18 protein-coding genes and 2 pseudogenes are annotated in these 19,865 nt (G+C 56.3%); 7 read left to right on the top strand and 13 right to left on the bottom strand.

All coding sequences use genetic code 11. The annotated features are described in order from the left end of the window. Nucleotides 1–44: 44 nt before the first annotated feature. From EGT36_RS27145 to EGT36_RS27120, 6 genes are all read right to left on the bottom strand, one after another. Entirely contained in the window at nucleotides 45–371 is a 327-nt protein-coding gene (locus EGT36_RS27145) for an XRE family transcriptional regulator (protein ID WP_003585442.1), read from the bottom strand. Further along, on the bottom strand, nucleotides 368–727 hold the full coding sequence (locus tag EGT36_RS27140; RefSeq protein ID WP_125271488.1) for a type II toxin-antitoxin system RelE/ParE family toxin: 360 nt from the start codon (nucleotides 725–727) through the stop codon (nucleotides 368–370). Before EGT36_RS27140 ends, EGT36_RS27145 begins: the two co-directional genes overlap by 4 nt. Before the next feature lie 284 nt (nucleotides 728–1,011). Beyond that, nucleotides 1,012–1,497 (bottom strand): ABC transporter permease, encoded by a 486-nt coding sequence (locus EGT36_RS31185; protein WP_286084353.1) that lies wholly within the window; start codon nucleotides 1,495–1,497, stop codon nucleotides 1,012–1,014. Nucleotides 1,498–1,506: 9 nt separating this feature from the next. Beyond that, nucleotides 1,507–2,391 (bottom strand): ABC transporter permease, encoded by an 885-nt coding sequence (locus EGT36_RS27130; protein ID WP_125271487.1) that lies wholly within the window; start codon nucleotides 2,389–2,391, stop codon nucleotides 1,507–1,509. A 10-nt stretch (nucleotides 2,392–2,401) separates the two neighbouring features. After that, nucleotides 2,402–3,442 carry an ABC transporter substrate-binding protein gene (locus EGT36_RS27125; protein ID WP_125271486.1) on the bottom strand — a complete coding sequence of 347 codons (1,041 nt, stop codon included), beginning with the start codon at nucleotides 3,440–3,442 and terminating at the stop codon, nucleotides 2,402–2,404. A gap of 74 nt (nucleotides 3,443–3,516) precedes the next feature. Beyond that, nucleotides 3,517–3,906, bottom strand: a complete 390-nt coding sequence (locus EGT36_RS27120) for a Y4oE-related protein (protein WP_125271485.1) — start codon at nucleotides 3,904–3,906, stop codon at nucleotides 3,517–3,519. A gap of 500 nt (nucleotides 3,907–4,406) precedes the next feature. Here EGT36_RS27120 and EGT36_RS27115 point away from each other — a divergent pair, with 500 nt between their 5' ends. Beyond that, entirely contained in the window at nucleotides 4,407–5,828 is a 1,422-nt protein-coding gene (locus tag EGT36_RS27115; protein WP_125269936.1) for an ISNCY family transposase, read from the top strand. Nucleotides 5,829–5,833: 5 nt separating this feature from the next. Here EGT36_RS27115 and EGT36_RS27110 read toward each other — a convergent pair whose 3' ends face one another. After that, nucleotides 5,834–6,571, bottom strand: coding sequence for a hypothetical protein (locus EGT36_RS27110; RefSeq protein WP_125269937.1), 738 nt, complete (start codon nucleotides 6,569–6,571; stop codon nucleotides 5,834–5,836). A 323-nt stretch (nucleotides 6,572–6,894) separates the two neighbouring features. Here EGT36_RS27110 and EGT36_RS27105 point away from each other — a divergent pair. Continuing rightward, a pseudogene (locus EGT36_RS27105) lies at nucleotides 6,895–7,200 on the top strand (helix-turn-helix domain-containing protein); the annotation flags it as partial. A gap of 29 nt (nucleotides 7,201–7,229) precedes the next feature. Here the strand turns inward: EGT36_RS27105 and EGT36_RS31400 are convergent. The 5 genes and pseudogenes from EGT36_RS31400 to groES form a co-directional block, all read right to left on the bottom strand. Further along, complete coding sequence (locus EGT36_RS31400) at nucleotides 7,230–7,640, bottom strand: helix-turn-helix domain-containing protein (protein WP_353505586.1); 411 nt, start codon at nucleotides 7,638–7,640, stop codon at nucleotides 7,230–7,232. 30 nt (nucleotides 7,641–7,670) lie between these two features. Continuing rightward, nucleotides 7,671–8,264: pseudogene (locus tag EGT36_RS31395) on the bottom strand (AraC family transcriptional regulator ligand-binding domain-containing protein); the annotation flags it as partial. Between the two features lie 12 nt (nucleotides 8,265–8,276). Further along, nucleotides 8,277–9,131, bottom strand: coding sequence for an oxidoreductase (locus tag EGT36_RS27095; protein WP_125271484.1), 855 nt, complete (start codon nucleotides 9,129–9,131; stop codon nucleotides 8,277–8,279). A 495-nt stretch (nucleotides 9,132–9,626) separates the two neighbouring features. Further along, a complete protein-coding gene (groL, locus tag EGT36_RS27090; RefSeq protein ID WP_125271483.1) occupies nucleotides 9,627–11,252 on the bottom strand; it encodes a chaperonin GroEL in 1,626 nt (541 codons plus the stop codon). Between the two features lie 55 nt (nucleotides 11,253–11,307). Next, entirely contained in the window at nucleotides 11,308–11,622 is a 315-nt protein-coding gene (gene groES / locus EGT36_RS27085; RefSeq protein ID WP_125271482.1) for a co-chaperone GroES, read from the bottom strand. A 280-nt stretch (nucleotides 11,623–11,902) separates the two neighbouring features. Between groES and EGT36_RS27080 the strand changes: the two genes are divergently transcribed. Next, the gene (locus tag EGT36_RS27080) at nucleotides 11,903–12,175 is read left to right on the top strand and encodes an usg protein (protein WP_125271481.1); all 273 of its coding nucleotides are present in this window, start codon (nucleotides 11,903–11,905) and stop codon (nucleotides 12,173–12,175) included. A 432-nt stretch (nucleotides 12,176–12,607) separates the two neighbouring features. Here the strand turns inward: EGT36_RS27080 and EGT36_RS27075 are convergent, their stop codons facing one another. Then, nucleotides 12,608–13,045: a hypothetical protein gene (locus EGT36_RS27075; protein ID WP_125271480.1), complete on the bottom strand. Its 438-nt coding sequence runs from the start codon at nucleotides 13,043–13,045 to the stop codon at nucleotides 12,608–12,610. Between the two features lie 404 nt (nucleotides 13,046–13,449). Between EGT36_RS27075 and EGT36_RS27070 the strand changes: the two genes are divergently transcribed. The 4 genes from EGT36_RS27070 (at nucleotide 13,450) to repC (ending at nucleotide 18,442) form a co-directional block, all read left to right on the top strand. Then, the gene (locus EGT36_RS27070) at nucleotides 13,450–14,244 is read left to right on the top strand and encodes a DUF2243 domain-containing protein (protein ID WP_125271479.1); all 795 of its coding nucleotides are present in this window, start codon (nucleotides 13,450–13,452) and stop codon (nucleotides 14,242–14,244) included. 537 nt (nucleotides 14,245–14,781) lie between these two features. Next, nucleotides 14,782–16,005, top strand: coding sequence for a plasmid partitioning protein RepA (gene repA / locus EGT36_RS27065; protein ID WP_172965736.1), 1,224 nt, complete (start codon nucleotides 14,782–14,784; stop codon nucleotides 16,003–16,005). Next, a complete protein-coding gene (repB, locus tag EGT36_RS27060; protein WP_125271569.1) occupies nucleotides 16,002–17,030 on the top strand; it encodes a plasmid partitioning protein RepB in 1,029 nt (342 codons plus the stop codon). Before repA ends, repB begins: the two co-directional genes overlap by 4 nt. 197 nt (nucleotides 17,031–17,227) lie before the next feature. Next, complete coding sequence (gene repC / locus EGT36_RS27055; protein ID WP_125271477.1) at nucleotides 17,228–18,442, top strand: plasmid replication protein RepC; 1,215 nt, start codon at nucleotides 17,228–17,230, stop codon at nucleotides 18,440–18,442. Nucleotides 18,443–19,865 lie beyond the last annotated feature (1,423 nt).

The raw sequence follows: 19,865 nt of genomic DNA, 5'->3' as shown, positions 1-19,865 counted from the left end.
TTAGGTAAGTGTGTAGTCGGAGGCCTTATTGCTTCCAAGCGTTGTTACTTCTCAGCGGCCAACTCGCTGAAATTCTTGATGTTGACCGAGGCGTCGGGAAACTTCGCAGTAATCTCCAACGTGCCACCTAATGCTTCGATATAGCGTCGCAAATTGCTGACATAAATATCGGCGCGCTGCTCCAGCTTTGCGACAGCTGGCTGCTTCACATGGAGTGCGCGTGCCACATCCTGCTGAGTTTTTTCACGGGCCACGCGCAGCTCGTGTAACGCCATGTCTTCGAGAATTGCCTTGGTCGCTTCATCGTTGCGGGCACGGCGTTCGGACGACATTCTGTTGCGCAAGTCGTTAAAGGGGCGATGTCCAGTCATATCAAACCTTCCTTCCCGATCTCGATCAGGTAATTGTCATATAGTCGATCAGCGACCGGAACCATGATTTCATAAAAGCGGTCGTCGCCGGTTTTATTTCCACCGACGAGCAAAATAGCAGTGCGACGCGGATCGAAAGCGTAGAATACCCGGTAGGGTTCTCCGCCGCTCTGAATCCGCAGTTCCCGCATATGTTCGTGCTTTGAACCTTCGATGCCGGATGAGTAAGGGAAGGGAAGTTGCGGTCCTTTGGCTTCTAAAAGTCCGACTACCCTTACAATATCGTCTTGAACGGCCTCGATCAGCGTCGTGTACCACTCACCAAACTCATCGGTATATTCAACGCTCCAACTCATCGGTGCTCCAAATGTATTCCATTTGTGGAATATTTCAAGAGGTATTCCGCAGACGGAATAACGCGACCCCTCAAAGTTGACAAGAGGACTGCGCTGAGCCGGTGGCGCGCACGACGATCGTTCCAGCGAACTTGTGATCTGGAGCCTGCGTGAGAGCGACGTCAGACCTCGATGCGGCTTCCGCAACCGTCCGGAACACTCAGCTTCGGGCTGCATGCGGGCCGTCTCCAGCAGTTATACCCGTCGCCCCCAACGCCGGAGCGTTGAAACAACCGGAAAGGCGATCAGGGAAGGCGAGGATCCTCATCAGCATGATTACTGTGGATCCAAGGCAAGGCGTATGGGGCATGCCAATCCCGCTCTTGATGGATGGCTTCCTGGTCCGGGCCCGGATCTCCGTCGATCAACCCTCTGACGGGGTCCGCTAGCAAGCTGCGGCCGCTTTGGCTCTCGCCTTTGCGGTGATCGCGACCGGTTCCGGACGCTGACGGGAGCCATTTCTCGTAGGCGACGGCAAAAGCTGCGAGCAGCCCGAATAGCCCGCTGAGAACCGTGACGATCAATGCGAGTTCGACACTCAACAAAAATGGGTCAATCCAGCGACTGGACATGAGGGCGCCGTACCATTTTGTCGTCCAGAGCGATGGCGAAAAAACAATCCTCGCCGTCGGACTGACGGAAGCCACAAGCACGACCAGCAGCGGCAGCGTGATGAATGCGAGGATGAGTCCAAGCGAGGTCCTGAACGTCATCGATAAAAACCTGTTCACGACCGTCTCCTACAGATGCAGTTTATTGTGGAGCCGCGCCTCAATGCGCGAGCCGATGAAGACGGCGACGAGCATTGCCACAAGCAACACATTCGCCATCACGGCCGCGAACGGCCAGTCGATGTAGAAAAGCACCTGCTCGTAGACCATCGTTGCCAGAACCTTGAAACCCGCGCCGCCAAGCAGCGCTGGTGTCGCGTAAGCGCTGGCCGCCATTGTGAAGGCAATAAGCAGGGAACTGACGATCCCCGGAACGGAAAGCGGCAGAACAATGTGGCGCAGCACGGCTGGCCGGGAAGCCCCCAGAACCTGCGCGGCCTTTTCAAAATTGGGGTTGATGCCTTGCAGGCTCGTCATCAGGGAGAGGACGCCGAAAGGCAGAACGACATGCGTCAGACCGGCGACGACGCCAAACATGCTTCTCGACAACGGCAGCGGTTCGGAGATCAACCCCGCCCACAGGAGCATCGAGTTTACAAAACCCCGGTCCTCCAGGATCACGAGCCATCCATAGGTGCGCAGGACAACACCGGCGAGTTCCGGGGCAATCGCAAGGGCGAAGACAACCATGCGCCATCGGGACGTCGCACGAGCCAGATAATAAGCAAGCGGATACGCCATGACAGTGACGCAAATCGCGACGAGTCCCGACATCAGCATCGTGCGCCCGAGACCCGCCATCATCAGATCGTCAGCAAAGAACCTTTGATAATTGGCAATAGTCCACTCCTGGCCGTCACTCCCATGGAAACTCATTCCAATCATCATACCCATTGGCAGAGCGAAGAAGAGCAAAAGGACGGTTGAAGGGGGAACCAGCGAGGCATAGGGCCTGAGTGTGAATCTCCGATGGCGGCTTGGTTCGATTGGCGACTGGAGTTCGATTGTTGTCATGATCGCCCCCTTATCGCCCTGCCGCGATCACTTCCCGCTCCCAGCGCGCACCCCATTCGGGCAACTTGGCTGCGAGGCCCGACAGGTCGGGAAGAAGAAGTGTCTTCAAGTCGGCTTCGGTGGTGATTTGACGCGCGCGGACGGCATCGGGGACCTCAATATCGGTGCGGGCGCTGCCGACGTTGTAGCCGGTCACCCAAGCTTCCTGGCTGGATTTTTCAAGGAAGAAATTGACGAACCTGTATGCCAACTCCTTGTTTCGAGCGCCAACCGGCACATTCAAGGTTGCGACGAGGGGGATGGTCCCTTCCGCCGGCCTGACATAGTCAACCGGCAGGCCGCTGTCGACGAGGAGCTGTGCACGCCCGTTCCAGAACGGCATCGCCCAGACTTCGCCCTCCTTCAGGTAATTCTCCATGATGGAAGAAGACTGCTCGAAGCCCATCGATTGCCTGGCGAGCCTGCCCATGGCCTCGAAACCTGGGTCAACGTTGTCCATGAGATCGCCCCCATTCGCGACGGACATGATCTGCATGAGATATGCCGCCATGATGTTCTGGAAAGTCGGAAGGATCACCTTTCCCTTTAGTTCTTCATCAAAGAACGCCGACCAGGAGACGGGCGCTTTCGCGAGCTTGTCCTTGCGCCAGAGAAGAGAAAGATACTGGACCTCGTGGACGGCTCCGCAGGCGCCGGCGATGCCGCTGATATCCGGATTCAGTTTCGCGATGTTCGGTACGGTTTCGGTTGAGAACTTTTCGAGGAGGTTATCGCGACACCCGTCGAGCGACTGAGAGGCAGTCATGACGACCACGTCAAAGCCCGGCCGGCCGCGTGTCGCCTTGATTTTCGCGTAATCTTGCGACGCGGACCCCACGGCGTCATAAATAACCTTTACATTGAACTCTTTTTCGAAGGGTTCAATGATCCGGCTGCGGATAATGTCTTCGTAGGGTCCGCCGTAGCTGTTGACGATCAACTGCTCGGAACTCGCCTTATCGGCCATAGTCATTGTTACACTTAATGTAACAAACAGGATTTTCCATTTCATCGTTCACCCTCACGTTTGTCTGGTTGACTGGCGTTTCGGAGACTTTGCGAAAGAACTACGCCCCAGTTCCAATATTAGTTTTCGATGATTGATCGAATTTCACGAATAATAGCGTTCCCGATATCCTTGGAGTGAAGCAGGCGATCAACATCGCCACCCCTGCCGTTTGCAGACAGGAGATCCGTTCCTTCAGGGAAGAACGGCCGCAGTTTGGAGGCCGTGGGTAGCACGAGAGAAAAGACAGGCGAGGCCTTGCGAAGGTCGCAAAACACGCCGAACCAGAAACGGTACCGGTGCTCATCACCTTGGGTGCGCGCGTCGATGGCGCACCACGCCGCGATTGTCGCGGCCTGCAGGCTATATTGATCGCGCAGCACCTCGAAGGCGACAGCAGCATGTATTCCGTCGCAAACATCGACGGGCGTAAAGGGCAGGGACGGGAATGCAGCAGATTGTTCCGACATGACGACTCTCCAATGAGAGTCCGGCCGAGTTTCGAAGTCGCTTGTGGCCGGACATTGCCTTGGCGACCCTCGCCGTCCGGATGCACATCGACTGTCATGTCGGCTAACAGGATAGATCAATCCGGCGCTTGGGTGAAGCCAGTTTATGTCAAGCAGCGTACTTGCGATCGATCATCAAATGAGGAAGACGATCGCCTCTGGTCGGTCGAGTGGCGTTCAACTGCTGATGAGGGCGGAAGTTTGCATGGTCCGACTGCCGGTCTTTCCTGGCGTTTCCACGTGCGTGATCGTCAGGTCGCACGTCCCTGTGGGATGAGAGCGCGGTAAGTTCCATAATATTGATTATGCAATTATTGTATGTAAGGGCTATTTAGTAATGCGACAGTTGGGCCAGTTAGAGATGCGACAGTCTCGCCTCTCGACGCACTGGTCAAAGCTAACGTTGGGAGCAAGGATGACGATCTTCAGCCTGGTTGAGACCATGAGCGGTCGGAGTCGTCATGTCCTTTATGATCACCATGTCGCAGAAAGAGTTGCATCGCCTCGACATCATCCAGAAGATCCGTGACGAACGCCTGAGCGTCGTCGAGGCTGCCGAACGGCTCGGCCTAAGTCGAAGCCAGGTCCATCGGCTGCTACAGGCCTATGACCGGGATGGTCCGGCTGGCCTTGTTTCCAAGAAGCGATCACGGCCGAGCAATCGGCGCCACAGCGAGGAGTTTCGCAATGCGGCGCTGGATCTGATCCGCGAACGCTATCTGGATTTCGGTCCGACGCTGGCGCGTGAGAAGCTGATCGAGCTGCACCGGATCTCTGTGGCTAAGGAGACGCTGCGGCAATGGATGACCGAGGCTGGTATCTGGGTCTCACGTAGAGAACGCAAGAAACGGGTTTTCCAGCCACGCGGCCGACGTGATTGCTTTGGCGAACTGGTGCAGATCGATGGCTCGCATCACTGGTGGTTCGAGAACCGTGGGCCCAAATGCGCCCTACTCGTCTATATCGATGACGCGACCGGCAAGCTGCTGCATCTACGGTTTGCCGGATCGGAGAACACATTCGACTATCTGCGCGCGACCAAGGCATATCTGCAGCAATGGGGCAAACCACTGGCCTTCTACAGCGACAAGCACGGCGTCTTTCGTTCGACCCATGCGTCGCAGAAGGACCGGACGAGCGGCCTGACACAATTCGGCCGGGCGCTTTATGAGCTGAACATCGACATCATCTGTGCCAACACCCCGCAGGCCAAGGGCCGTGTGGAACGTGCCAACCAGACATTGCAGGATCGGCTGGTCAAGGAGATGCGGCTTCGCGGCATCGACACGATCGAGGAAGCCAACGCGTATGCGCCTGAGTTCATTTTAGATTTCAACGCGCGTTTCGGCAAGGAACCGCGCAATCCGAAGGACATGCACCGGCAGTTGGCCGGTCACGAGAACCTTGATGGCGTCATGTGCCGCAAGGAAGTTCGCACGCTGTCGCAGGCTTTGACGCTGCGCTACGACAAGGTGCTGTTCATTCTCGATCCGACCGACGTTTCCAGGCCTCTGGCCGGCCAAAAGGTGATTGTTTGCGATTATCCGGACGGTCGCCTCGAGATCATGCACGAGAGTTTTGCCCTACCCTACAGAACCTTTGACAAGCTGCGGTCGGTCCATCGCCCGGAAGTCGTCGAGAACAAGCGTCTGGACGACATGCTGTCGATCGTCGCCGAGATGCAGGCTGGACGAGAACAGCAACGGAGCAAAAGCGGCCCTCGCCGCACCGGGCAGACGGATCATATGTTCGGCATTCGCGACGGCAGCACGGGGAACGGCTATCAGAAGCGTGGCCGTAAGCCGAGGACAGATTACATGAACGATCCGGCGGTGATTGCACGGCGAGAGAAAGCGTTATTGAGGCAACCAGCGGCGGAATAAGATTGTCAGTGCACGCCGATGTCGCTTTGTGTATCTGATTCCAGCTGCAGGCAGGCGGACCAAAGCGGCGTCTTGTGGAAGGCTCCGTCTTGAAGAAGCGTGAGCCCTTCTCGTGCCTCATAAAGCAGGCCCAGCCAGCACAGGCGCCGCAGGACACCATATTGGAGATCGGATTTTAGCTCCCAGGCTTCCAGTGTCATTTCGGTCTCAGATAGGGGCTCGAAGTCTGGGTGGAGGATCTTCACAAGCTCCAATGGCGTGCACCCTTCTCTGGCCTTGATATTGAGAAGGTTGAGGAACATGCGCCACCAGCGTAACCGCGCTTGGACCTCCTCTTTGCGCTCCGTGGCGTGGACATAGGAATAGAGATAATCCGTGGCGACGAGATCGAAGAAGCCTTGCGGGTTCACCAGGAACTCCCGGCCGCGTCTGGTTGGCAGCAGCACATCCTTTTTCCGGCGAAGAAGCTTCAGATGACGGGTCATGTCGCGCACGACCCAGAGCGGTGGCATGTCGCGCTCATTGAGCACCTTGTTCATGCTGTAGAGATCCTCAGCTGTGAACCCTGGCCAGAGAAAGTGCACAGCGGCCCAATGCACGAACTTGCGGTTCATGGCGCCGGTGGCTGTTAATCCGATGCCACCCTCACCGTCAGCATAGGCAACGGAAAGAAGCATACCTCGAAGAAGTGGTGACAGCGCGGCGACATCGACTTCACGCTGCAATTTGATTTCCGGAAGCATCGTGTGGCTTTGACCCCTACCTGCCCCACGCAGGTGCAAAAGAGTATCAGGCGGCGACGGAACAATTGCTACTGAGAAAGCTAAAGCAGGAAGGTGTCCCTCACCCGCCCCCGCTCCTTCCTTGCAACCCGGACCAGCCGGTCGGATCGGGGGCTGATCGTCAGAGCCAGACGAGATGCCGAGTGTCGCATTTCTAACTGGCTGGCGACGTCGCACCTCTATTCAGCTTTGACATTGTATGTAAGGGCAAAGTTAAAGTGTCGTGTTTCTGCAAAGTTGGAATGTCACACTCCCCGCATCTGATTGACGTCTGGGAGATGCAGATGGGATTGATCACGATGAGCGAGCGCGATTTGCAGCGGATCGAGGTTTTGTCGAAAGTCGTTGATGGCCGCATGACCATTGTCGCAGCGGCACATGTACTGGCAATCAGCGTCCGACATGTTCAGAGACTGATTGGTCGTATTGAGGCTGCCGGCGCTGCCTCGATCAGGCATAAAGCGATCGGTCGGCCGTCAAACAATAAAATAGCCACCGGCGTCAGTGATTATGTTTTGATGCTGGTGCGAGAACGCTACCTTGATTTCGGACCTACGTTCGCGGCCGAGAAGCTTCAGGAAGAGCATGGCAGTCCCTGAGGGAGAACTGTCTTATGAGATCAGTGAAGCTCTTTCCCTATCGTGTCGTTTGACACGGACCTGTTCATCTCACGCCATCTATTCGGGGGCATGCCCTCCCATTCGCGGAATGCACGATAAAACGAAGTGGTGTCTTGGTAGCCAAGTAGACAGGCTACTTCCTCGATGTCGGTCGAAGGGTCGGCCAGCAGGTGGCGTCCAAGGTCTCGGCGAGCGTCGGAGACTAGCCCGCGAAAGGTTGAACCCTCATCGGTGATGCGTCGTTGGAGTGTGCGCTCGCTCAATCCGAGTTGTCTCGCTACATCGTTGAGCCCCGGCTGACCGCTAGCGAGGCTGCGCTTCAAAACTATTTTCACTTGTTCGGAGATGGTATTTTGCGCCTCAAGTTCACTAAGCGCTGCACTCAAAGCGGGTGTCAGGACTTCAAGCATCTCGGGATTATAACCTGGAAAAGGCCTTGTGAGATCGGCGGCATCCAACACGAGTTTGTTTTGCGACGTGGTCGTGCGTATTTGGCAACCAAAGTACTCCTCATGCTCCTTTGAGATCGCGCCGGTTCGCGCCAGTTCGAGACGGCGCGGAACGATGTAACGACCTGTTGCTCGACGTCCGAGCTCCACCATTGTCGCGAGAGTAATGTCCACCTAGATCGATGGTTCGACGACCGTTGCGAAGGGCCATTCGCTCGATATCGAACACTCGCCGTTCACCTCAACGAGTTCCAATATTTCTGGCGTGCAAAGTCGTTTGAATCGAGCAAGTCTGGTGAGTCCGTCTCTGTAATCACGAGCATAGAACGCAGCAAGGCTGGACGGCGGGTGCAGCGCCGTCTCGACAGCCTGCACCATTTTGATGCCGATCGCAGGATCACCAGACAAGTCCGTCAGGGCCTGCATCAAAGAAAAATACTCCATCGTGGTGACAAAACTCTGTCCGCCAAGATGCAGAGTGGCTGGCAACCGAGCCTGCCGTAACAGCGCAGCAGGCCGGAGACCAAAATGCTCTATTGCCCTCCAGAAGGCATTCGGGATTTTGCATTTGTCGATTTGCGCCATGCAGAAATCCTCCTACGCCTTCTGCGATTTCAGAGCTTTGCTAATCCCAGTCGCCATACCCATCATTTCGTCGAAGGCTCGATCAGACAGGACATTGCGCATGAAGATCATGGGACGTGCTCCAAACCCGATCGCATATCGGGTCTTCGGCCTTTTCGCACTCACCGCATTGGCAATGGTGTCAGCGATGAGTTGCGGTGGTGATTGCCGCTTCATGCTCGCCTCGCCTACCATAGTCTCCGCCATGGCGTTAGCCTGAACTGCATAGGGGCCACTTCCAGACGTCTTCCGTAGCTTCTCGGCAGCGATGCTTGCCCACTCGGTCCGTATGCCCCCCGGCTCTATGACAACGACGTCGACGCCAAAGGGCTTCAACTCCATGCGCAGGCAGTCGCTGATTGCCTCAAGCGCGAATTTCGTGCCGTGATACCAAGCACCGAGCGGAGTGTGAATCTTTCCTCCCATCGATGTTATGTTGACGATAGTTCCAGAGCGCTGCTGGCGCATATACGGAAGCGCAAGCTGAATGAGCCTTACCGCTCCGAAAACGTTCACTTCGAACTGTGCTCGCGCCTGGTCCATCGTAACATCCTCTACAGCACCATACGATCCATAACCAGCATTGTTGACAAGAACATCTATACGGCCTGCCTCAGCGATGATCGTATCAATACCCGCCTTGATGGATTCATCATTCGTGACATCCATAGTCAGAATGTTGATGCCGGTTTTGTTTAGATGCTGCATTCGCTCGACACGTCGTGCGACACCGTACACCGTGTAGCCCAAGCCTTTGAGTTTCAAGGCCGTAGACTGTCCGATACCTGACGATGCACCTGTGACAAGCGCGACTTTTTTGTGGGTCATGTGTGTTGCTCCATTTTGCTCAGCAGCGCGCGGATTGTTGGTGTCCGCTTATGTTCGCTGGCAAGGAGACTAGCGAGGCCAACGACATATGCCATTGGCATTAGATGCCAAGTGATTTGCAATTTATGCCAAACCCCTTTCAGAACGAACAAAACACGATGTCTGTCACGTCGCTCTAGTTCATCCCGACGTGGCCCATTCCCGTACCGTTCGAGCGGGCCGGACCTCTGGTGATAAGATACACGGAAGTTGGGGGAATTTTCAGCATTGTCTTGCCGACAAAGTTCGCCTTGAGACCGAGCCTGTCGCGAATGGGACGTGACAAACGCCACGCGAAGTCTGGGCGACGATGACGTTAGCCTTTGGATCAGAGAGGAGACTGGACGAAAATCCGATGGAGGAGCGGTTGAGACAGCATTCATATGTTCTGTCGGCCAGGCTTCGTTGTGCAAGGAAGCAGCAAAAAAGGGCGCCCCTTAGGGCGCCCTCTTGCCATCAAAAGTCCATTCCCCCGCCGACAGGGGCGGTTGCGGCATCCTTCTTTGGCTTCTCCGCAATCATCGCTTCCGTCGTCACCAGAAGGCCTGCGACAGAAGCGGCATCCTGGAGCGCGGTGCGAACGACCTTGGCCGGATCGATGACGCCTTGCGCGTAGAGGTCACCGTATTCGCCGGTTTGCGCGTTCCAGCCAAAGGAGAAGTCCGTCTTCTCGCGCAGCTTGCCGACGATAACCGAGCCTTCCGCGCCGGCGTTTTCAGCGATCTGACGGACGGGTGCCTCGATTGCACGGCGGACGATCTCGACGCCGACCTTCTGATCCTGGTTGGCCGTACCGATATTGTCGAGTGCCTTGACAGCACGCAGCAGCGCGACTCCGCCGCCAGGCAGGATCCCCTCCTCTACCGCCGCGCGGGTGGCGTGCAGCGCGTCATCGACGCGGTCCTTCTTCTCTTTCACTTCGACTTCTGTCGAACCGCCGACCCGGATGACGGCAACACCGCCGGCGAGCTTGGCAAGGCGTTCCTGCAGCTTTTCGCGGTCGTAGTCGGAAGTGGTTTCCTCGATTTGGGCGCGGATCTGCGCGACACGGCCATCGATCTCGGCCTTGGAACCTATGCCGTCGATGATGGTGGTGTTCTCCTTCTCGATCGCCACCTTCCTGGCGCGTCCGAGCATGTTAAGCGTGACGTTTTCGAGCTTGATGCCGAGGTCTTCGGAAATGACGGTACCACCGGTCAGGATGGCGATGTCTTCCAGCATGGCCTTGCGGCGGTCGCCGAAGCCAGGTGCCTTGACGGCAGCGATCTTGAGGCCGCCACGCAGCTTGTTGACGACCAGCGTTGCGAGGGCTTCGCCTTCGACGTCTTCAGCGATGATCAGGAGAGGTTTGCCCGACTGGACCACGGCTTCGAGAACCGGAAGCATCGCCTGAAGGTTCGAGAGTTTCTTTTCATGGATAAGGATATAGGGATCCTCGAGTTCGACCCTCATCTTGTCCTGATTGGTGACAAAGTAGGGCGACAGATAGCCGCGGTCGAACTGCATGCCTTCGACGACTTCGAGTTCGGTTTCTGCGGTCTTTGCTTCCTCGACGGTAATCACGCCTTCGTTGCCGACTTTCTCCATCGCCTCGGCTAGATAACGACCGATTTCCGTATCTCCGTTGGCGGAGATTGTACCAACCTGGGCGATTTCGGAATTGCTGGTAATTTTGCGAGCGTTGGTCTTCAGCTCCTTGACGACTGCGTCGACGGCAAGATCGATTCCGCGTTTCAGGTCCATCGGGTTCATGCCGGAGGCTACTGCCTTGGCGCCTTCCTTAACGATTGCCTGGGCCAGAACGGTAGCCGTTGTCGTGCCGTCGCCGGCAAGATCGTTGGTCTTGGAAGCAACTTCGCGCAGCATCTGCGCTCCCATATTTTCGAACTTGTCTTCAAGCTCGACTTCCTTTGCGACCGAAACGCCGTCCTTGGTGATGCGCGGCGCACCGAACGACTTGTCAATCACCACGTTGCGGCCTTTCGGGCCGAGCGTCACCTTTACAGCGTTGGCAAGAACATCGACCCCACGCAGCAAGCGTTCACGGGCATCGGTGTGGAACTTGACTTCCTTTGCAGCCATTTTTTCAAACTCCTCAATAGGCAGCTATCTGACTGATGGTTATGCCGTTGGATTTTCAGGCGGCCCTCTTCTGCTCGGCCTGGGCCAGGATAATGCCCATGACATCGCTCTCCTTCATGATCAGCAGGTCTTCGCCATTGATCTTGATCTCGGTGCCTGACCATTTGCCGAACAGGATGCGATCGCCTGCCTTGACATCGAGCGCCTGGATCTGTCCGGATTCATTTCGGGCGCCGGGGCCGACGGCGATGACCTCGCCTTCCTGCGGCTTTTCCTTGGCGGTGTCGGGAATGATAATGCCGCCTTTGGTCTTTTCTTCGGATTCGACCCGGCGGACGAGAATGCGATCATGCAGCGGTCGGAACGACATGTTTTCCTCCAATGGACAAACAATGATGACGTTGTTCCCCCTGCCCGGACCGGATGACCAGTCCGGGCGGGTGCAAAACCTCAATCGAGCGTTTTGCGCGACATGATCTGGTTTCGGGATTTTTCGATTTCAAGAGGAGCGACCGGAAAAATTAGCGCTCGCCTCATGTGGCTGCTAACACGTTGGAAAGGAACAACTATTAAGCTGGCGCGTTCGAGAAATTCATTGATGTCTGCGAAATTTTGCGACACCTTGATAATTTCACGACAGGAGATGAAGCATGCAATTTTCATCCGATCTCGAACGGCAACTGAATGGCTACGGCCTGACCACCGCGCAAATCCTCTACCGCATTCCTGATTTCGAATCCGTTCTGCAGACGTATGTTTGGCAGGACTATGATCTGGCCCCTGAATTTCCCGAGATGTACAAGTTCCTCGATTTCTGGCAGGCGAGTCTTGACGGCGCGCTTCATTCCGTCCGCTACACTCACCAGAGGCTGATCAGGCCGAACGAATGGCATCGCATTGACGGCGAGTTCCGCTTGCACTGAGCGGTGGACGCAGGGCAAGCCTCTTCTTCGATTCCAACATGTGTCGGTACCGAATTCTGTTCAAGCCTAATCCAAAACGATACGTGTTGCATCCTTCCGATCTGTGGCCGGAAAGACTGCTTACGAGTATTAGAGGCTGTCCGCCGAAATCGGTCTCGCAATGCCGATGAGAAACAGGTGTTGGTGGACTTCCGGCACCAATTATACATGATGGTGCAGGGCCGTAGCTGCCAGCCGATCCGGTTTCTGGCCGCGGCTCGCCGTCCTTCGGTTCCGCCGTGGAGCCGCGACGGTTACAAATGAACTCTCCCAAGGAGAGCCGAACAAATCAGAGTTTGACTGCAAACATATGCAGCCACCCGCTTCGCGGGCAACGACTGTTTGCAAATGGAATATTAAAGCAGCAGCCGATCATCCTCATCCGTCGCGGGGCTAGGTTCCGACCTGTTTGCTTTCGTCCTCGTCGCCCTTCTCTTCCGTTGCAGCAATAATGGCGTTCTTGATCTCGTCCTCGATTGCCTTGCGCTCGTCGGGCGACATTGCCGCAAGGTCGCTCTCCGTCAATCCGCGCGCCTCCAGATACTGCGCTCTGATTTTTTCGCCGAGGGTCATATGAGCCCATTTGCCAAGTTCTTCTTCAGGACTTGGTCCACCATGGTGCAGCGGCGCCTCTTCAATATGTCCGGCTGGTTCTCCCCGAAGTGACCAGAGCGCATTCGCAAGGTTGGAAGAAAGGGATGCAGGGGCACCTCCAATTGCTGTCGAGACTGGCCGTTCGGCGGACTGGTCTAGCGCTGTACGAGTGACCTCCTGAGGCCGTGGACGTGCGTAAGTAATGGCCGTGATGCCGATCCGGTCAATTGCAGACATTGGAATCTCCTTTGCGCTTAACTTCGAGCAACTCGCTTGCGTCTGGCTTGCGAGGTGTCCCGGTCGACATTTGCACGCGGGTAGCATCTCGCCCGGCGGCGGTCGCCAGACGCGCCGCTGCTTGCAAACGTCGCAAGCAACCTCCCTGGTCGGCCTCAAACCGAGCTTCGCTCTGGAATTCTTCAATGTTTCGCATTCGGCAGGGTGCCGCGGGCACCTTGACGCCTCGCACTCATTGGTGCCAACGGGTGACCTTGTCGTGAATCTTGCCGTCAGGATCCCATTGATTGCTGGACAAATAACGCACTCACCAAGCGGATCGCAAACGACTCACGTCAAATTCAAGCACTGCGGAACATTAGCTTCTTCCGGAGGTTCGAATCGCGACGGAAAGGAGGCGACAGATGTTGAACGCGGAAGCTGAACAGGACCCCCTCCCCTTTTCCGGAGCGCTTAAATGGGCTGGTTACATGATAGGCTTTGCGCTCGGTGGCTTCTTCGATGGCATTCTGTTGCACCAGTTGTTGCAATGGCATCATTTGTTAAGCGGCCTGGAGCAAACACGGCTGGACATTCGCGTTCTCGTCTTTTGGGACGGTATTTTTCATGCGCTGATGTACACCATCGCCATCATTGGTGTTTGCTTGTTGTGGCGAGCCCGGAGCGATTGCCCTGCGCGGGGAACGGATCGGCGCATCTTTGCTAACGCCCTTATTGGCTTCGGTGCCTGGCATCTCGCCGATAGTATCCTGTCACACTGGCTTTTAGGCATTCACCGCGTCCGTATGGACGTCGACAATCCGCTTTTTTGGTATTTGCTCTGGTTTGCAGTGTTCGGAGTAATTCCCTTGACCATTGGCTGGATGATACGTCGGGGCGGGCCAAAAGGCGGCAATCGAATCCTGAGATCACCGCCTATCCTCCTCGCGGCGACCCTAGCCGCAGGCCCGCTCGCCGCACTGCCGCCCTCCGGTCAATCGCAGGTGACGGTACTTTTCTCACCCGAGACAAGCGAACTGGAGGCGTTTGACGCGATTGCTGCGGTAAACGGCAAGATAATCGCCTCTGACGCGTCGGGCCAGTTGTGGGCAGTGGATATGCCGGCGGATGGAAATCCCTTGGGCCTCTATCGCCACGGTGCACTATTGGTAAGCAACTCGGCTCTGCCCCTCGGCTGTTTCAACTGGACCAGAGCCTAGTGAAACGGCTTATCCGGCTGAACAAGGAGCTCGACGGCTGCCCTCCCCGGGGTAATCAATGCTGACAGTTGCAGTCGGGAGCCATGGACGGTCGGTCCAAAACTGGCTCGCCGATTATCGGTGCTTGTCATTATGGCTTCGGCTAGATGTTTTTGCGCAGTCCGTTGCGATCTTAATTCCGACGGCCTCGGTTCCCAGAAGGCCCATGCGTATTAGCTTCGAACCGAACCCTTTTGCCTCCGAGCGTACCCAACGCCTCCTAGACGATCCGGCCGATAAGCATGCCGCGGTCTCCGCGTTTCGACGACGTGTTCAGGTGTACCCTTGGGGGCTGGGCTAACAAACGAGGATCAATGCGGACTGTTCTGCAACGCATTGGAGATAGAACCAGGGATTGCATCAAGGCATTTGAAGAGCAGGCCCGGCTAGTCCTTAAGAGTTCGTTAACCCTTAATCTCTGGACGTGACGCGAGAATCGTGTTGTATCTTTGGCGGGCTTTGGGCGGCAAACCGAACCTTGTCCGCCAAGGGGGCGATATGGCGATAGCGAATAAGATCGAAGCGGCGATTGTGCAGAAGGAAGATGCGGGCGGCAAGATAGCCCGCCACGCAAGCCTTTTGTCGCAGCAATTGCAGCAACTGCGAACACGCATGTATCCGCCGAAATCGGAGAAAAGCCTGCGCCCCTTCCTGACCAACGAAGTGTCCAAGCTAACATCCATACCTGATTCCACGCTCAAACTCCTGTCAAGCGAGGGGCGTGGTCCGATTCCCGGGCGACTGGAAAACAATCATCGCGTCTACACCCTGGCCCAGATCAACGAATTGCGGGAGCTTTTCGCAAGCCAGAAGCCTGCCGATGCATTGAGATTCTTGCCCCGGCGCCGCGAGGGTGAACACCTTCAGGTGGTGGCAATCGCCAACTTCAAGGGTGGCAGTGCCAAGACCACGACCTGCGTTCACCTTGCTCACTATCTCGCCTTGCAAGGCTATCGTGTCCTCGCACTGGACCTCGATCCGCAGGCGTCACTCTCCGCTCTCTTCGGCGCCCAGCCTGAATTTGACGTCGGCGCCAATGAGACCATCTATGCGGCGTTGCGCTATGACGATGCAGAGCATCGGCCGATCCGCGACATCATTCGCAAAACGTACTTCGACGGCATCGACCTGATACCGGGCAACCTCGAGGTCATGGAATATGAGCACGAGACGCCCAGGGTTCTGGCGCAGAAATCCGGTTCAGGGGCAATATTCTTCGAGCGCTTGAAACTGGCATTGGCCGAGGTCGATCAGGATTACGACGTCGTCATTCTCGATACCCCTCCTTCTCTGGGGTTCCTCACCCTCAGCGCGATCTACGCCGCCACCAGCATGATTATCACCGTCCATCCGGCAATGCTTGACGTGGCTTCCATGAGCCAGTTCCTGTTGATGATGGGAGACCTGATCAGCGTGCTGAACGAAAGCGGCGCACAACTCGATCAGGATTTCATTCGCTATCTGGTTACCCGCCACGATCCGAACGACGCGCCGCAGTCGCAGGTAGTCGCGATGATGCGTCATCTGTTTGGCACGGATGTCCTCCTGCCAACCTTGATCGAGAGCACGGCTGTGGAAGCGGCGGGGCTTGCGAAGCGCTCCATCTATGAACTCGAAATGGGCCAAATCGGCCGTGACACACATAAACGCGCTCGCGAGGCGGTTGACGCCGTGAACGAAGCGATCGTGAAACTCATCAACACAAGTTGGGGGCGCAAATGACGGGCAAGTCATCGCGTAAATCCATCGTGGCGAACTTTGGGCTGCTCTCTGCGGAGTTGGAAAACCGGCTCTCGACCGAGAACCCGGCCCCTGCTCCCCAGCCCGTGCCGACTGCGCGAGTGGGCGCAGGCGTGATCGGTGCGGCGCATCGGGCGATTGACGACATCAAATCTGAACGCGACCGCCTGAAGGCGCTGGTCGAAGCCGGCGGAGGCACGATCCGCGAACTCGATCCCTTAAGTATCGACCCCTCGCCTTTTCCTGATCGTCTTCCTGACGATGATGCGTCCGATTTCGAGGCTTTCCGGAACTCGATACGGTCCGAAGGTCAAAAGGTTCCCATACAGGTCCGTAAATCACCTTCGTCTCCTGATCGCTATCAGGTGATCTACGGCCACCGCCGGCTCCAGGCAGCCAGAGACCTTGGAATTCCGGTCAAGGCGATCGAGGTCGAGATTTCCGACATCGAACTTGTTATCGCTCAGGGTATTGAAAATGCTGATCGACAGGATCTGACCTGGATCGAGCGCGCCCTCTTCGCCCGCCGCATGGATGATGCTGGTGTAAAGCCTCGGGATATCAAGGCTGCCCTGTCTATCGATGACCCCGAACTCGCTCGCATGCGGTCCGTTTATCGTGTCGTCCCGACCGAAATCATCGAAGCAATCGGGCGGGCGGGCAAGGTCGGTCGTCCGAGATGGGTCGACTTTGCAAAGACCTATTCTGAACGGCCGGATCTCCACGATGCATTGAGCAAGGTTCTATCCGGCAGCGCCGAAAAGCACCTTGGATCGGACCAGAAGTTTCTTGCAGCATTCAATGCTCTTAAACCGAAATCCCCTCCGAAGGAGGCTGATGAGGTGATTGCTGGACCCGCAGGCGAGCAACTGGGCAGGCTTGTGCGTACGGCCAACGAGGTTCGTATTTCAGCGCACACAGCGTCCGCGAAGGAATTCCTGAGCTTTATTGAATCGGAGTTGCCGGCGCTGGCTGAGCGCTTCAGTCGTGAGAAGTCTAAGAACTGATCGAGGCCGCAAGCGGATTTCGACACGAATTAAGGAAGGAAAGCGAGCAAAAGAAAAAGGCCCCCGAAACGTTGCCGTCATGGAAGCCCTTCTCGTTGTGTGAGAGCTTGAGAATCGCATTTCCATGAATCCTAGTCAAGAGTCTTTGGCACCGTTTTGGTGAGCGTTGTTCTTTTGCCTTTTTGAGAGGCGAGGACATGGAAGGTGGACAAGTAACGACGCCCTTTGGGCGGCGACAGGTTACCCTTGCGCTTGTGAGGCGGCAAATCGCCACGAGCAGGATCGAGGAAGGTAAATCGGCAAACAAGTGGAAGGTTTTTCGCGACGCATCGGAAGCTCGAGAGGTGCTTGGTCTGCAGGATCGCAGCCTTGCGGTTCTCGATGCCCTTTTGAGCTTCTATCCGGAGAACGAACTGCGCCAAGACGCGCAGCTCGTTGTCTTTCCCTCGAACATTCAGCTGTCAATTCGTGCCCATGGCATTGCAGGCGCGACCTTGCGTCGGCATCTTGCGGTCCTCGTTGATTCCGGCTTGATTATCCGCAAGGATAGCGCCAACGGCAAACGCTACGCCAGAAAAGGCGACGATGGCTCGATCGAGCACGCGTACGGCTTCGACATATCACCTCTTCTTATGCGAGCTGAGGAGCTTGCGTGCCTCGCCCAGCAGGTCGCTGCCGATCGGATCGCCTTTAGACAAGCAAAGGAAAATCTGACGATCTGCCGGCGGGATATCCGTAAGCTGATCACTGCAGCTGTTGAAGAAGGGGCAACAGGCGATTGGGACGGAATAGAGGAGCGCTATATCGCGATCGTGGGAGAAATCCCGCGCAATCCCAACTTGGCTGAACTCGAGGACCTCGGTCTCAAGATGAGCAGTCTACGAGAGGATATCGTTAAGCTTCTGAATTCTGAAGGCCTTTCGTCAAAAATGAACGCCAATGATGCTCATATTGAGCGGCACATACAGAATTCAAATACCAACACTCCTAATGAACTTGAACCTAGCTCTCGAAAAGAGCAGGGAGCGAAGCCGAGTGAAGACAAGCAGCCGCAGCATGTGCCGATCAAGGCTTTCCCAATCGGACTTGTCTTGCGCGCCTGCCCTGAAATTTCAAACTATGGGCCCGATGGTCAAATTCGGAACTGGCGTGAACTCATGACAGCCGCAGTGGTCGTCAGATCCATGCTTGGGATTAGCCCCTCCGCATATCAGGAGGCCTGCGAGGCAATGGGCCCAGAGAACGCGGCAGTCACGGTTGCCTGCATTTTGGAGCGCGGTGGTCACATCAATTCGCCAGGCGGATATCTCAGAGATCTGACGAGCAGGGCGAAGCGCGGTGAATTTTCACTCGGACCGGTCCTGATGGCTTTGCTGCGTGCCGGCGGCCACAACGTCAAAGCCACCGGGTAATATTGGGTCTCATGGATGTGGGCGAGAACAAGAATTGTTCCTCCAGGCAAAGTGAGACCGAACGGACCGTGAATTTTATGCTGAGCGCAGGATATAGTGCCAGTGCCGTCGGTCGAGGAGACATCCTCAATGATCCCCGAGCCCGGATCGCAGGTGAGGATCGATTCGTTGGCAGAGCGATCTACGCCGGCAGCGGGTCGCAGACTGCGGATAACTGTGATGCTCTTCCCGCCTTCTGCCGTGCATCGATCTAGTCATCGACATCGAGAGCCATAATTGCCCTTGCTCCGGCAACGGGCTTCATCGGGTCGGCGAGAATATAATCGAGAAGCTCTACATCGTTCTGGCCCCGTTCCGCGTTTGGTGACGAGCTGTTACAAATTCGCCTCCAGTCGTCTGGCGCCGGCTGCCGCGCGGTTGAGCAGAGCAGGCTTTGCGACCGAAGGACCCTCGCCACGGCGCCGGTCTCCAGATCTGCCGATCACCTGCCGCTTTACAGCGAAGCGTAAATTTTCATGCTCCATGGAATCGAGTTCGATCGTCTGACAGTTGCCGATTGGGTCGGTCGCGCCGCATGGCATCTGCGCCCGGTTGATCAAAGGTTGCTCGAACACCTTAAGACTCCTCCCAGCTCTTAGATGACGAGACGACAGCCCCGATGCGTGATCCGGGTCTGCGGAACAACAAGTATCGGTGAGTTGCGAGGGGCATGTCGCGTACTGTCAACCGTTCGCGAAATTGTTGAACACCGGAGTGGTGCGGAGCTACCTGAGTTGCTCGCACCTAATCCGCGTCTAGCAGAACGTGTCCGAAGAGTGAACTCAACCTAAAGCGGAACTGTATGCATCGAGCGCTCGTTGTGATTGAGTATGGGAGAGCGGCCGTACTTTCCTGTCTTCTATGAAGGAAGTTCGGGCGGCGGCCAAGACCAGGGGACCTCCATGCGCTATCCATATGACGCGTAAAGGATATGTTGTCCGGTATGACGAGCATGCAGTTCTTGTCGCCCTCGCCGGTTCAAACGGGTTTTGTTTATCAGCGGATCCAACCAACCCAAAGCGCGCAAAGTCAGTGCGATGATCTCGCAGAGGAAATGTGTGGTCAGGATTACCGCGAGGAAACTTGCGACCAGGCGACCGACTGTTGTGCTGGTTTGCCACGAGTGTTTGCGGTTCGTTCGATTTCGACCTGCATCCGGGACAGATATTGTTCCAACCGCAAAGATGAAACCCTTAAGGTGCTCACAAATGATGACTGGTAACGTTGACCAAAATCACACGGCCTCTGCAGGGCAAATCTGCCGCCCTTCCCTGCCCCGAATGGCCGCTATGTCGTTTCGCGCGCCTTTGCGAGAGAAAGAGCGTCGTAACCATGCCCCGTAGCGAGCGGCCGCTGAGCCCTACGCGATGATTGGAGATCGGCT

It is taken from the genome of Agrobacterium sp. FDAARGOS_525, from assembly GCF_003938925.1.
GTDB lineage: Bacteria > Pseudomonadota > Alphaproteobacteria > Rhizobiales > Rhizobiaceae > Agrobacterium > Agrobacterium pusense.
Note: the sequence above shows the minus strand (reverse complement) of the source record. Positions and strands in the feature narration are given on the sequence as shown.

Coding starts and splice junctions, on each gene's coding strand:
- EGT36_RS27145 (WP_003585442.1), bottom strand. CDS start 371: ATGACTGGACATCGCCCCTTTAACGACTTGCGCAACAGAATGTCGTCC.
- EGT36_RS27140 (WP_125271488.1), bottom strand. CDS start 727: ATGAGTTGGAGCGTTGAATATACCGATGAGTTTGGTGAGTGGTACACG.
- EGT36_RS27130 (WP_125271487.1), bottom strand. CDS start 2,391: ATGACAACAATCGAACTCCAGTCGCCAATCGAACCAAGCCGCCATCGG.
- EGT36_RS27125 (WP_125271486.1), bottom strand. CDS start 3,442: ATGAAATGGAAAATCCTGTTTGTTACATTAAGTGTAACAATGACTATG.
- EGT36_RS27120 (WP_125271485.1), bottom strand. CDS start 3,906: ATGTCGGAACAATCTGCTGCATTCCCGTCCCTGCCCTTTACGCCCGTC.
- EGT36_RS27115 (WP_125269936.1), top strand. CDS start 4,407: ATGTCCTTTATGATCACCATGTCGCAGAAAGAGTTGCATCGCCTCGAC.
- EGT36_RS27110 (WP_125269937.1), bottom strand. CDS start 6,571: ATGCTTCCGGAAATCAAATTGCAGCGTGAAGTCGATGTCGCCGCGCTG.
- EGT36_RS31400 (WP_353505586.1), bottom strand. CDS start 7,640: ATGCTTGAAGTCCTGACACCCGCTTTGAGTGCAGCGCTTAGTGAACTT.
- EGT36_RS27095 (WP_125271484.1), bottom strand. CDS start 9,131: ATGACCCACAAAAAAGTCGCGCTTGTCACAGGTGCATCGTCAGGTATC.
- groL (WP_125271483.1), bottom strand. CDS start 11,252: ATGGCTGCAAAGGAAGTCAAGTTCCACACCGATGCCCGTGAACGCTTG.
- groES (WP_125271482.1), bottom strand. CDS start 11,622: ATGTCGTTCCGACCGCTGCATGATCGCATTCTCGTCCGCCGGGTCGAA.
- EGT36_RS27080 (WP_125271481.1), top strand. CDS start 11,903: ATGCAATTTTCATCCGATCTCGAACGGCAACTGAATGGCTACGGCCTG.
- EGT36_RS27075 (WP_125271480.1), bottom strand. CDS start 13,045: ATGTCTGCAATTGACCGGATCGGCATCACGGCCATTACTTACGCACGT.
- EGT36_RS27070 (WP_125271479.1), top strand. CDS start 13,450: ATGTTGAACGCGGAAGCTGAACAGGACCCCCTCCCCTTTTCCGGAGCG.
- repA (WP_172965736.1), top strand. CDS start 14,782: ATGGCGATAGCGAATAAGATCGAAGCGGCGATTGTGCAGAAGGAAGAT.
- repB (WP_125271569.1), top strand. CDS start 16,002: ATGACGGGCAAGTCATCGCGTAAATCCATCGTGGCGAACTTTGGGCTG.
- repC (WP_125271477.1), top strand. CDS start 17,228: ATGGAAGGTGGACAAGTAACGACGCCCTTTGGGCGGCGACAGGTTACC.